We start from the raw sequence: 13,223 nt of genomic DNA on the forward strand, positions 1-13,223 counted from the left end.
CAACGTCGTTTTCCTAGCCGCGAATGGCTTTGGCTTGAGCGACAGCATTACCAATGTAAGTAGTTGGCGTAAGCGCTTTCAATTCGGCTTTTGCTTGCTCAGGCATTTCTAGCGTATCAACGAACGCTTCGATCGTTGCTTGGTCAATGGTGCGACCACGAGTCAATTCTTTTAGCTTCTCGTATGGAGATTCGATGCCATAGCGACGCATCACAGTTTGGATTGGTTCAGCCAATACTTCCCAAGCATTGTTAAGATCCGCTTCAAGGCGAGGCGCGTTGATTTCCAACTTGCTGATGCCTTTTAGGGTGGCTTGGTAAGCAATCAAACTGTGCGCCAAACCAACGCCAAGGTTACGCAACACTGTCGAGTCGGTTAGGTCACGCTGCCAGCGAGAGATAGGTAATTTCGCGCTCAAATGGCCCATGATCGCGTTTGCAATGCCCAAGTTGCCTTCGGAATTTTCGAAGTCGATAGGGTTAACTTTGTGTGGCATGGTAGAAGAACCAATTTCGCCAGCAATGGTTTTTTGCTTGAAGAAGCCCATGGAAATATAGCCCCATACATCACGGTCGAAATCGATCAAGATGGTGTTGAAACGGCTAATGGCATCGTACAACTCGGCGATGTAATCATGTGGTTCGATTTGAGTCGTGTAAGGGTTCCAAGACAAGCCTAAAGAAGTAACGAAGGCTTCTGCATGGGCTTGCCAATCTACGTCAGGGTAAGCGGAAAGGTGGGCATTGTAGTTACCCACGGCGCCGTTAATTTTGCCTAAAAATTCAACGTTTTCAATTTGCTTAAGCTGACGGCTAAGGCGTGCTGCCACGTTGGCCATTTCTTTACCAACAGTAGAAGGCGACGCGGTTTGTCCATGAGTACGAGACAACATAGGTTGCTCAGCGTGCTCAATCGCTAGATCTTGTATCACCGTGATGACCTTGTTTAGCTCTGGAGCAATGCCTTCTTCCAGTGCTTCACGTAGCATCAATGCGTGAGACAAGTTATTGATGTCTTCTGAGGTACAAGCAAAGTGAACAAATTCAGAAATGGCTGCTAGTTCAGCGTTGTCAGCCATTTTGTTTTTGATGAAGTATTCAACCGCTTTGACATCGTGGTTCGTGGTTTTCTCAATGTCTTTGATCGCTTGAGCATCGGCTTCGCTGAAGTTGTCAGCCAATTGATCTAGCAAGGTGCTTGCTTTATCACTCAGTGCTGGTACTTCAATAATTTGTGGGTGTTTGGCAAGAGCCTGTAGCCAGCGAACTTCAACAATGACTCGCATACGCAGTAAACCGTACTCGCTGACTGAGCGACGCAGTACGTTGGTTTTCGATCCGTAACGACCGTCGATAGGGGAAATCGCATTTAAGCTAGTTAATTCCATTGAGATAACGCCTCGAACATGGTTTTCAGGGAGCGGCTATTATAGGCAAAAGCAAGACGGTAATACAGGGATATGAGATGAGGTTAGGCATAAAAAAGCCCAGTATTGTCATTTTGACAATACTGGGCTTGGTATCACGAAGTTAGTGAAAACTTATAGAGATGCCAACGCTTGGTTAAAGGTTGCACTCGGACGCATGATCTTAGCTACTTCGTTAAGATCCATGTGGTAGTAACCAGATAGACCAGAAGGTTTGCCTTGAACCGCAGCAAGTTCTGCAACAATCGCTGCCTCGTTGTCTGCTAATTGCTTAGCAAGAGGAGCGAATTTCGCCGCTAACGTCGCGTCGTCTGTTTGCGTCGCCAATTCTTGTGACCAGTACATCGCTAGGTAGAAGTGGCTACCACGGTTATCCAATTCACCCGCTTTACGAGAAGGTGATTTGTTGGTGTCTAGAAGTTTGCCGGTGGCTTTGTCTAGGCAAGCGGCAAGAATTTTCGCTTTTTCGTTATTGTGCTTGATGCCCAATTCTTCAAAAGAGACAGCCACTGCCAAGAATTCACCAAGAGAATCCCAACGTAGGTGGTTTTCTTCCATAAGCTGTTGAACGTGCTTAGGAGCAGAACCGCCAGCGCCTGTTTCATACATGCCGCCACCTTGTAGCATTGGCACGATAGACAGCATTTTCGCAGACGTGCCCAATTCCAAGATAGGGAACAAGTCAGTTAGGTAATCACGAAGGATGTTGCCCGTTACTGAAATGGTATCTAGACCACGAATGATGCGCTCCATAGAGAAACGGATCGCTTCGTTGTAGTTCATAATGCGAATGTCTAAACCGTTAGTGTCGTGTTCTTTTAGGTAGTTTTCGACTTTCTTGCGAAGTTCGTTATCGTGTGGACGAGCTTCTTCTAACCAGAACACCGCAGGTGTGTCAGATTGACGAGCGCGAGTTACACCCAGCTTGACCCAATCACGGATTGGAGCATCTTTGGTTTGGCAAGCGCGCCAGATATCGCCTTTTTCTACCGCGTGCTGCATTAGGACGTTACCCTGTGCATCAACAACGCGCATAGTACCGGCTTCGGCGATTTCGAATGTTTTATCGTGAGAACCGTATTCTTCTGCTTTTTGAGCCATTAGGCCAACGTTTGGCACTGTGCCCATGGTGACTGGATCGAATGCACCATTGGTTTTACAGAAGTTAATGGTTTCTTGGTAAATGCGTGCGTAAGTGCTGTCTGGAATGACGGCTTTCGCATCATGTGCTTTACCATCACGGCCCCACATTTTACCAGAGTTACGGATCATCGCAGGCATAGAAGCATCAACAATCACGTCACTTGGTACATGCAAGTTAGTGATGCCTTTGTCTGAGTCCACCATCGCTAGTTCAGGACGCGTTTTGTAAACGTCTTGAATCGCTTGTTTGATCTCTTCTTGTTTCGCTTCTGGAAGGCTTTGGATTTTGTCGTAAACGCTACCTAAACCATTGTTTGGGTTGACGCCGATTTCTTTGAAAAGCTCGCCGTATTTTTCGAAAACGTCTTTGTAGAAAACCGTGACCGCGTGACCAAATACGATTGGGTGAGACACTTTCATCATGGTGGCTTTTAAGTGAACAGACCACATGATGTTGTCTTCTTTCGCTTCTTGTAGAGAAGCTTCAAAGAAGGCGCGCAGTTTAGTGCAGTTGATGTTCATGCTATCGATGATTTCGCCAGCAAGAAGCGGCAAGGATTTTTTCAGTTCAACAGAGCCGTCTTTTTTCACGAATTCGATGTTAACGGTTTGAGCGGAATCCATAGTAACGGACTGCTCAGAAGAGTAAAAATCACCGTCGCGCATGTAATCAACGTGCGAAACAGAGGTTTTGCTCCATTTACCCATTGAATGAGGGTTCTTACGAGCGAAGTTTTTAACCGCTGCAGGCGCTCGACGGTCAGAGTTACCTTGGCGTAGAACTGGGTTTACCGCACTACCAAGCACTTTAGAATAACGAGCTTGAACGTCTTTTTCTTCGTCTGTTTGTGGGTTTTCTGGATATTCAGGAAGACCATAGCCTTCTGCGTTTAATTCTTTGATGGTGGCGTATAGCTGAGGCAGAGAGGCACTGATGTTAGGTAATTTAACAATGTTTGCTTCAGGGTTGGCAGTCAAATCGCCAAGAAATTTAAGACCGTCTTCTGCTTGTTTGTCGGCAGGTAGCTTATCAGCAAAAGCGGAAATTACACGACTAGCTAAAGAGATGTCGGTCAGTTTTAGTTCGATGTCTGCTTCTTTAGCGAAAGCGCCAAAGATAGGAAGTAAAGACGCGGTTGCCAGTGCAGGCGCCTCATCGGTAAATGTATAGTAAATGGTTTGTTTTGTTGACATGTAATTCCCCTAACATTTCAGGCATTAGCCTATTGAATCGAAGATGACTTTTAGCCGCCATTCCTAATTTAACAAAGCTGAGATGGTATAAAATTTGCCCGACATACTAACGAAAAAATGCATTCAGAGATATCGGTTGAAAATTATACTCGCAATTAACGCTGGTTATTCTTGTGTATTTTTGCGCATTAAAAAAGGTCTCTGCGACCTTTTTTAATCATTCATTACGTGAATCTAGTGCGTTTAACAGTGCTTTTCGTTTGAAAATAAGATGCCAGCGTTTACCGCCTAATTGACGCCATAACATCGCCGCTCTGACGCCAGCCATTAAGATAGCACGAACTTGGTTGGCAACGTGGGCCTGCTGTAAAAAGCGACTGTCCCCATGCACTTGAATTCGAAATGGCAATTTACTGAGGGTATCCTGATACATGCCAGAGATCGAGGCCATGATGTTTTCGTGCAACACCGAATCGTAATGTTCTTTTTTACTCGCGATCTGAGTGATTTGCTGACCAATTTGTGACAGCATTTCTGGATGCTTTGCCAATTTGCTTTCAAGGTGAATCAAACTCAGAGTGTATCTTAAGGTATCAGGATTCACACTGTTACGATCTTTGCCGAGAGCTTGTCTGGTTATTTTTCGTCCGATCGCCAGATTGCTCTGACAGTCCCACTGACCACCATAGATGTCTTCGGTTTCATCCGCATTGAGCATCAACACACTGTCGATTAAGGGTTGCAGATACGTTTTATCCACTTGGCCTGTCTTAGCTAGATTGGCGACCAACTCCGCAGCTTGGAAAACGGCAGATAGGGCAATGGTTTGCTCTTTTTCTCTGTTACTCACGTTATCTACTCTTTCTCTATTTTGCGTGTTATCCGGTAATGAAATTATGGCGTTGTGGTCTAGGAGCTATTTATTAAACGCAATGTTAATGATACCGCCGCCTAAGCATACATCATCTAGGTAAAATACCACGGACTGACCAGGGGTGATGGCTCTTTGTGGTTCTTTAAATGAAACTTCTACTCGGCCATCGGCTAATTCATTAAGCGTACATTCTTGGTCTGGCTGACGGTAACGGCATTTAGCTTTACAGGTCAGCGAGAAGCTCGGTTTTTTACGAGCAATCCAATCAAAGTTGTCAGCTATTAGGTGGGTTTTGAAAAGCGATTCATGTTGACCACCTTGAGTGACCAATAGCACATTGCGCTCTAAATCTTTTTCCACAACGTACCAAGGGTCATCTGAATATTTTGCCAGTCCACCGATTCCTAAGCCTTGACGCTGCCCAATTGTGTGGTACATCAAACCATGGTGACGGCCAATTTTATCGCCTTCGAGTGTTTCTATGTCACCAGGTTGGGCGGGCAAATACTGCTCAAGAAAGTCTTTAAAACGACGTTCGCCGATGAAGCAAATGCCAGTGCTGTCTTTCTTGTTGTGGGTGATTAGGTCGTTTTCTTCTGCTAAACGACGTACTTCTGGTTTTTCTAATTCGCCCACTGGAAAAAGGGATTTAGCAATTTCATCTTTTCCTACCGCGTGTAAAAAGTAGCTTTGATCTTTATTGTTGTCTAAACCTTTGAGCAAGATTGGCTCGCCATTTTGCTCGCCGCGACGTACATAATGACCTGTGGCGATGAAATCAGCGCCCAGCGCGACAGCGTATTCAAGGAAGGCTTTGAATTTGATTTCTTTGTTACACAAGATGTCCGGATTAGGCGTTCGACCCGCTTTGTACTCGGCTAAGAAGTGTTCAAAGACATTGTCCCAGTATTCAGCAGCGAAGTTGGCGGTATGGAGTTTGATGCCTAATTTATCACTAACAGCTTGAGCATCGGCTAGATCTTCTTTGGCGGTGCAGTATTCTGTGCCATCATCTTCATCCCAGTTCTTCATGAACAGGCCTTCAACCTGATAACCCTGCTGCATTAAAAGTAAAGCTGATACAGAAGAGTCAACACCGCCCGACATGCCGACGATGACTTTTTTTGCGCTGTTTGCGTTGTTAGCAAGGGAGCTGTCGTTCATTCTTTATCTATTCTCATTTTAGAGAGGCTACGCCTCAAATACATTTGTTGGGATTGTACCATTTTCGTTTCCATTGATGCGAATAGCGCAAAGATATTGACGGCTTATTCCTATCTTTTTAACTATTTTTAGGCGTCAAAAACTGGTTCGATAAAAAGGTTAAAGGCATTGTGGGGGTGTTTTGTGAATCTTCAATACAAGCATTGATTAGTGGACTACGATGAGGAACGTTTTGTATCTCCTCCCAGCTAAGCCAATGTGATGAGATGATGTCGTTGTCCAGCTGATCACTGATATGTTGAACTGGTCGGCATAGGATGCACAGTCGATGATAAGTGTCAGCGCCTTCGTAAGGCGTAAATGCATATAATCCGACTAGACCAATCGGCTCTACTAGCCAGCCAGATTCTTCTTGTGTTTCACGAATCACCGCTTGTAACACATCCTCGTTATTTTCGACGTGCCCGGCTGGTTGATTCAGCACGATTTGATTGTCCTGCCACTCTTTTACCATGAGGTACTTTTGGTCTTTCTGAACGAGAGCTGCGACGGTTAGGTGCGGTAGTCTGTTTCTTTCTTTGTTGTTCAAACTGGTTAACCTCATGTTGCAATTCGCTGGTCGTGTCTGTGTATTGCCACTCTCCAGGAGCTAGGGTGTCGAGTGTGTATGGGCCGATAGCATAGCGAATTAATCTTAGAGTAGGGAATCCAACCGCGGCGGTCATGCGTCGTACTTGGCGATTTTTCCCCTCGTGTATCTGCAGGCTAAGCCAGCTGGTTGGAATGTTTTTGCGCTCTCTTACAGGGGGATTTCGAGGCCAAATATTAGGAGTGGTCATGCGTGTTGCTTGAGCCGGTTTGGTGAGGCCATCTTTGAGCTCAATGCCTTGTCTCAGTTGCTCAAGTGCTTGATCTGATATGTCGCCCTCGACCTGCACCCAATAGGTTTTAGGCATTTTGAATTTTGGCGAGGCGATGAGATGTTGCAGTGAGCCTTGATTGGTCAGTAATAATAAACCTTCTGAGTCATAGTCTAAACGTCCCGCTGAATAAAAATCGGGAACGTCAATAAAACTGGACAGTGCCAATTTTTCGCCTTCAGAGGTAAATTGGCTTAACACTTGGAAAGGTTTATTAAATTTAATTAAATGGCTTGGCATATTTTGATTAAAAATTCGCTTATATCGGTGATATAGAAGGCAAACGAAAATATCTTACTTCTGCTGAAGGGAAGTAAGATATCAAAATCGGCCGCAAATATCGACGATGGAAATGGCGGCGTCGTTTAGGCTGGGTGAGCTTCCTTTGTATGTTCTTCTTTTACACTCTCATTGGCTGGAGACTTATTGTTCACATCCGTCGAGATGGGGGTTATTTCGATTGCGTGTAAGCCTCGCTCTCCTGGCTCAACATCAAAGGTAACGGCTTGGCCTGCTTTTAAGGTTTTATAACCTTCAACATTAATGGCGGAATAATGAATAAATAAGTCTTCATTAAAATCCTCAGACACAATAAAGCCATAGCCTTTCGCATTGTTAAACCACTTTACGGATCCATGATGCATGAGTCACTCCTTATCCACTCAAGATATTAAATCAATGTTTAAGTTTGCGTCGGCGTGCCTTAGGGCTCGAGCTTTTGGCCGCTTCAGCGTTATCTGTTTAGGGTAGAATGCTAAATAAGTGCAAACTGTTTTTTGTTAAACAGTGTTAAAATCAACCTTAATAAGCATTGATTGCACTTTTGGTTACCCTAATAATGAGCGTAGAAGCCGTTTTGGGATTTGTAAAATCCAAGTGCGAATGTGTAGCGTAAATAAGTGGTAATGAGTCAAATTTGGCAAATTACGTGAAAAATTGTAGCCTCAGAGGCATAGAATGATTGTAAATCAGCAAATTAGACTAACATCAGAAGATGAGCAGCATGGTCACTCTGGTATAGCGATTGCGCCAGAAGAAACAGAATTAAAACCGCCGTCTATGTATCAGGTGGTGTTATTTAATGATGACTATACGCCAATGGATTTTGTCGTATTTGTATTACAGCGTTTTTTTTCAATGGATGGAGAGAAAGCTAATCAGGTAATGTTAGAAGTGCATACCAAGGGGAAAGGTGTTTGTGGCATTTATCCTTTTGATATTGCGGAAACGAAAGTGGCAATGGTTCAACAGTTCGTAGAGCAAAACGAGCACCCCTTAATGTGCGACCTACAAAAGGTTGACTGATTCAGAGAGAGGGAATAGCAATGTTAGATAAAGAACTAGAGCAAACCCTGAATACGGCTTTTAAAGCGGCCCGAGACAAGCGTCATGAGTTTATGACGGTAGAGCACTTGTTGTTAGCACTGATTGAAAATGGTGCTGCCTCTAGTGTGTTAAAGGCTTGTGGCGTGAATTTAGAGACTTTGAGTAAAGAACTCGAAGAGTTTGTCGACAGCACCACTCCCTTGATCCCTGAAGATGATGAAGAGCGAGAGGTTCAGCCAACGCTTGGTTTCCAGCGTGTCCTCCAGAGAGCCGTTTTCCATGTTCAATCCTCAGGAAAGCGTGAAGTAACAGGTGCCAACGTACTCGTAGCGATTTTCAGTGAGCAAGAAAGCCAAACTGTATACCTGTTGAAACGCCATGGGGTTGCCCGAATTGATGTGGTTAATTATGTGGCTCACGGCATTTCTAAATTAGGTGATGCCTCTGAAGAAGTGGATCAAGAGGACGACGCGGAAGACACCAGTACCGCACCCTTGCAAAAATTTGCTTTGAATCTGAATGAAGAAGCCAAAAACGGTAAAATTGATAAATTGATTGGTCGTGAATACGAAGTTGAGCGGGTTATTCAGACCCTATCCCGTCGTCGGAAAAATAATCCTTTGCTCGTTGGTGAGTCAGGGGTCGGTAAAACAGCCATTGCCGAAGGTTTGGCTAAGCGAATTGTCGATGGTCAAGTGCCTGATGTGATTTCAAATGGGGTGGTTTACTCTCTGGATTTGGGCGCATTGTTGGCCGGAACAAAATACCGCGGTGATTTTGAGAAGCGCTTGAAGCAATTGTTGAGCGAATTGAAAAAGCTGCCTAACGCGATTTTATTTATCGATGAGATACACACTATTATTGGAGCTGGTGCAGCGTCCGGCGGCGTCATGGATGCATCGAATTTGCTGAAACCTGTATTGAGTTCCGGTGGGCTGCGCTGTATTGGTTCAACGACCTTCCAAGAGTTTCGTGGTGTGTTCGAAAAAGATCATGCTCTAGCACGTCGTTTCCAAAAAATTGATGTGAACGAGCCAAGCGTGGACGATACGTATCAAATTCTCAAAGGCATTATTGGAGCATTTGAAGAGCATCATCAAATCAAATACGAAGAACCTGCATTATTAGCGGCCGCGGAACTTGCTCAGCGTTATGTGACCGATCGTCATATGCCTGACAAGGCCATTGATGTGGTAGACGAAGCTGGTGCTTATCAACGCTTACAACCAGAAGACAAGCGTAAAGCTTCGATTACTGTCGCAGACATAGAAGACATTGTCTCAAAAATAGCGCGAGTACCGGTGAAAGCGGTGAATTCAGATGATAGGCAAGTTCTGTCTAATCTAGAGCGTAATCTGAAAATGGTGGTGTTTGGGCAGGACAATGCCATTGATTCCTTGTCGTCTGCCATCAAGCTGTCTCGTGCTGGTCTAAAAGCAGAGCAAAAGCCAATCGGTTCCTTCTTGATGGCTGGTCCTACTGGTGTGGGTAAAACCGAAGTCACCAAGCAGCTGGCCAAGCAATTGGGACTAGAATTGATTCGTTTCGATATGTCTGAATACATGGAGCGTCATGCAGTGTCGCGTTTGATTGGTGCGCCACCAGGCTACGTAGGGTTTGATCAAGGTGGCTTACTAACAGAGGCTGTGACTAAGAATCCGCACAGTGTTGTTTTATTAGACGAGATTGAGAAAGCTCACCCAGAAGTTTTTAATTTGCTTTTACAGGTAATGGATCACGGTACCTTGACGGATAACAATGGTCGAAAGGCGGACTTCCGCAATGTGATTTTGATCATGACGTCGAATGCCGGTGCGGAAGAGTTGGCTCGCCGCTCCATTGGTTTCTCTAATCAAGATAACTCGACCGATGGAATGGAAGTGATCAACCGAACCTTTACGCCAGAGTTTAGAAACCGTCTTGATGCTGTTATTCAATTTCAACAGTTGGATGAGCGTATTATCTTCAATGTGGTGGATAAGTTCCTTGTGGAGCTTCAGGCGCAATTAGATCCAAAAGGTGTCTTGCTGGATGTATCCGATACAGCACGAGGCTGGTTGGCTCACAAAGGCTATGATAGACAAATGGGGGCTCGGCCAATGGCTAGGGTGATTCAGGAACATCTGAAGAAACCGTTGGCTGATCAGATATTGTTTGGTGATCTGAGTGAAGGTGGTACGGTGAAAGTGACCTTGGATGAAAAGAAAGATGAGTTGAAATTTGACGTCATCAAGGAAGCGGTTGTCCATTAATTGCTTTAATGTCTTTTGTTAGATCAAAAAAAACCACAGTCCTACGGAATGTGGTTTTTTTATATCAATTCGCTGAAGATTCAGTGAATGATCGAATTAACGAGCTCGGTAGACAATGCGACCTTTAGATAGATCGTATGGTGTTAGTTCTACTTTTACTTTATCGCCTGTTAGAATTCGGATGTAGTTTTTGCGCATTTTTCCTGAGATGTGTGCAACAACAACGTGTCCATTTTCTAACTCGACGCGAAACATGGTATTCGGCAACGTATCAATGATAGTGCCTTCCATTTCTAAGCCTTCTTCTTTTGCCACAATATGTGTCCTATGGTGTTAACTTATTTTGGTTGGTAGGCGCCGACCTGAATTTGTTCGAGAGCTGTAAGCCTAGAAGAGAGACTTCTTAGCTTAATGAGCGCTAAACGCATAATACGGTCTCAAAAATGCTAAGAGCGATGTTTAGCAGCACCTGAAATTTTGTCGAGGCATATTTTGCCTAAAAACGTGCCACAAGGCAAATTCCCTGTTTTATTTAAGGCTATTTTTAAACATAAATCGGGTGTTTAAGTGTATTTTTTGAAAAATTTATCAACTTTGGGTTCGTTATTGGGGTGGGGATGAGGTTTTGTAGTTGCGAAATGAATTGGTCTCTTGGGCACAGATTGGCCCCTAATGAGACTAAATGTTCAGACTCAACCTGACAATCGATTAAGGCGATATTAAACTCATTGGCTTTATCGCAGAAGACCTTAAGTGCCATTTTAGAAGCGTTTGGCTGTAATGAAAACATAGATTCGCCAAAAAAAACTTGCCCCATTGCGACTCCATAAAAGCCGCCCACTAGCTGTTCTTCTTGCCATACTTCGATTGAATGAGCGAAGCCTAATGTATGAAGGCGAGAATAGGCTTGCTTAATATCGTCTGAAATCCAGGTGCCTTCATTTCGAGCTCGTAAATCAGAGCAATGGCTAATCACTTGGTGAAAAGCTTGGTTGATCGAAAATTGCATATCCGATTTTTTTAACGCTTTTTTCAGGGATTTTGATAGGTGAAAATGATTTGGCAACAATACGCAGCGATGTTCCGGATGCCACCAAAGAATGGGATCTGGCTCGCTATACCAAGGAAAAAAACCGTGTTGGTACAAATGGATGAGTCGGGGTGTCGACAAATCCCCGCCCATAGCGGATAGGCCTTCTGGGTCTTGGAGTGCCTTGTGAGGTTGAGGGGTGTCAAAAGGTGATTCGGATAGAATCATTAATTCACACTCTTCATTCGCATGGGCATCGGTCATTGAATTGGCTCTTTGTTTTTCAAATCTCTCTTAAATTCAAATCAATATAACGTCCAAATCTGCTTAACGTCATGATCGAAAAGTATTATATTTTTTTCAGGGGGAAAAGCCAGCTCTGATAAAAAAATCAAAAAAAGTCTAAAGCTTTATTTTTATTGCCCGATATGCACAATGAGGAAGAAAAGATATTCTGGTTGCGACTTCCTGACACACTTTGTGATTTATTTTGTTTAATTGTGCACGAATGAACAAAGAAAAATGGTCTTTTTGAATGTGATTGGCTGTTTTTTGTTCGAAAAAGGGTATAAATTGAAAAAAAATAGAAAAAAAGTGCAAGGAGTGCTTGACCAGTAAAGGAAAACTTGGTTTTAATCGATGCAGTCCTAAACGGTAATTCGAAAAATTGTTGGATGCAGTTTTGGAACTACTAGATAATTTGCTTTTTTGGCAATTGTCACAAAAGTGAAACTGATCGGTTTTAAGATACACGAGTCGTTGATTTAACAACGTTTCTTGGTTAGACGAAAATCTATCAAAGGGTCTACAAGACCACATAATATAATATAAAGGGGAATCTTGAATGAAAGCGATTAAACTTGCTTCTGTGTTTGCAGTATCTGCTGTTGCGGCTGCTGTTTCTACTTCAACTATCGCTGCTGAGCCTGTTTTCAAGGGTACTGCTGGTCTTGAATACAAATCTCAAGAAGGTGGTAGTGATGCTGCTTCTTCACGTGGTGAAGTGAACATCATTGGTGATACTGGTGTTGTTTACTTTGATTTAGACATGGAAGGTTCTTCAGCAAAAAGTGCTGGTGACGGTAGTATTGAGCGTAACGACAAAAATGACACTACTTTCAGCTTAGATGAAATTTATGTTAAACAAGGCGCAGTTCAATTCGGTGACTTCGATGGTACAATTCTTGATTCTGTAGCTTACAGTGCTGGTGTTGAAGAAGACCTTGATGATGCGAAAGGCGATTTCGGTGATGATTTAGGTATCCGTTACATGGTTAACGATAACCTAACTGTAGCTCTTGAAGTGACTGAAGGCGAGAATGTTGGTTCACTAGCTGTTGCATACACTACTGAAATGAACGGTTTAACTTTGGGTGTATCTGCAGGCTACAAAATGTCTGATGATGATCTAGCTGACCAGTTGGTAACTGTTGGTCTTCAAGCTCCTCTAGGTATGGCTACTTTGTCTTCTTTCGTTCGTGTTGGCTCTGTAGCTGATGCTGATATCATGAACACTGGTTTAGGTCTTGATCTACCTGTTTCTGAGCAATTGACTCTTGCTGCTCAGTATTACGTTGAAGGTGGAGAATCTGATGCAGGTGTTGACGAAGTTGATCAAGGTATTCTTGAAGCAACTGCTTACTACACTGTTGGTGATGTTTCTTACTACGCTTCATTCATATCTAAAGAAGTTGATAATGCTGACTACTCTGTAGTTGGTGCTAAAGTTTCTTTCTAAGACTTTTTATTTGATAATGTCCTATTGAAAAATAGAACATCTTTGAATGGTAAAAGCGAAAGCCAGCCCTTGGGGCTGGCTTTTTTTATGGTAAGCTTAACGTGTTTTGGCATGCAGTGGATTAAGCATGTGTTTGTTTTGGTTAGCATAAGATAG

Annotated in this window: 12 protein-coding genes; 3 read left to right on the forward strand and 9 right to left on the reverse strand. The window is 43.6% G+C overall.

Annotated features, from left to right (window positions below; all coding sequences use genetic code 11):
• Positions 1 to 13: 13 nt before the first annotated feature.
• The 7 genes from purB to OA79_RS18530 form a co-directional block, all read right to left on the reverse strand.
• Positions 14 to 1,387 (reverse strand): adenylosuccinate lyase, encoded by a 1,374-nt coding sequence (gene purB, locus OA79_RS04640; protein ID WP_063332059.1) that lies wholly within the window; start codon positions 1,385 to 1,387, stop codon positions 14 to 16.
• Between the two features lie 153 nt (positions 1,388 to 1,540).
• A complete protein-coding gene (locus tag OA79_RS04645) occupies positions 1,541 to 3,763 on the reverse strand; it encodes an NADP-dependent isocitrate dehydrogenase (protein ID WP_063332060.1) in 2,223 nt (740 codons plus the stop codon).
• A gap of 217 nt (positions 3,764 to 3,980) precedes the next feature.
• A complete protein-coding gene (gene hflD, locus OA79_RS04650) occupies positions 3,981 to 4,613 on the reverse strand; it encodes a high frequency lysogenization protein HflD (RefSeq protein ID WP_063332061.1) in 633 nt (210 codons plus the stop codon).
• A 66-nt stretch (positions 4,614 to 4,679) separates the two neighbouring features.
• Positions 4,680 to 5,801 (reverse strand): tRNA 2-thiouridine(34) synthase MnmA, encoded by a 1,122-nt coding sequence (mnmA, locus tag OA79_RS04655; protein ID WP_063332062.1) that lies wholly within the window; start codon positions 5,799 to 5,801, stop codon positions 4,680 to 4,682.
• A gap of 118 nt (positions 5,802 to 5,919) precedes the next feature.
• Positions 5,920 to 6,315 (reverse strand): NUDIX domain-containing protein, encoded by a 396-nt coding sequence (locus OA79_RS17930; RefSeq protein ID WP_082825375.1) that lies wholly within the window; start codon positions 6,313 to 6,315, stop codon positions 5,920 to 5,922.
• A complete protein-coding gene (locus tag OA79_RS04660) occupies positions 6,251 to 6,961 on the reverse strand; it encodes a pseudouridine synthase (protein WP_063332063.1) in 711 nt (236 codons plus the stop codon). The genes OA79_RS17930 and OA79_RS04660 overlap by 65 nt, the downstream gene beginning before the upstream one ends.
• 125 nt (positions 6,962 to 7,086) lie before the next feature.
• Complete coding sequence (locus tag OA79_RS18530; RefSeq protein ID WP_063332064.1) at positions 7,087 to 7,365, reverse strand: cold shock domain-containing protein; 279 nt, start codon at positions 7,363 to 7,365, stop codon at positions 7,087 to 7,089.
• Between the two features lie 313 nt (positions 7,366 to 7,678).
• Between OA79_RS18530 and clpS the strand changes: the two genes are divergently transcribed.
• Positions 7,679 to 8,026: an ATP-dependent Clp protease adapter ClpS gene (clpS, locus tag OA79_RS04670; protein ID WP_013795498.1), complete on the forward strand. Its 348-nt coding sequence runs from the start codon at positions 7,679 to 7,681 to the stop codon at positions 8,024 to 8,026.
• 20 nt (positions 8,027 to 8,046) lie between these two features.
• A complete protein-coding gene (gene clpA, locus OA79_RS04675) occupies positions 8,047 to 10,299 on the forward strand; it encodes an ATP-dependent Clp protease ATP-binding subunit ClpA (RefSeq protein WP_063332065.1) in 2,253 nt (750 codons plus the stop codon).
• 96 nt (positions 10,300 to 10,395) lie between these two features.
• Here the strand turns inward: clpA and infA are convergent, their stop codons facing one another.
• Together infA and aat are read right to left on the reverse strand one after the other, a co-directional pair.
• Positions 10,396 to 10,614 (reverse strand): translation initiation factor IF-1, encoded by a 219-nt coding sequence (gene infA, locus OA79_RS04680; RefSeq protein ID WP_013795500.1) that lies wholly within the window; start codon positions 10,612 to 10,614, stop codon positions 10,396 to 10,398.
• Positions 10,615 to 10,843: 229 nt separating this feature from the next.
• A complete protein-coding gene (gene aat, locus OA79_RS04685) occupies positions 10,844 to 11,593 on the reverse strand; it encodes a leucyl/phenylalanyl-tRNA--protein transferase (RefSeq protein WP_082825376.1) in 750 nt (249 codons plus the stop codon).
• 580 nt (positions 11,594 to 12,173) lie between these two features.
• On the opposite strand from aat, the gene OA79_RS04690 reads away from it, so the two are divergent.
• A complete protein-coding gene (locus OA79_RS04690) occupies positions 12,174 to 13,067 on the forward strand; it encodes a hypothetical protein (protein WP_063332066.1) in 894 nt (297 codons plus the stop codon).
• Positions 13,068 to 13,223: the final 156 nt, after the last annotated feature.

The organism is Marinomonas sp. TW1, assembly GCF_001625355.1.
Classification (GTDB): domain Bacteria; phylum Pseudomonadota; class Gammaproteobacteria; order Pseudomonadales; family Marinomonadaceae; genus Marinomonas.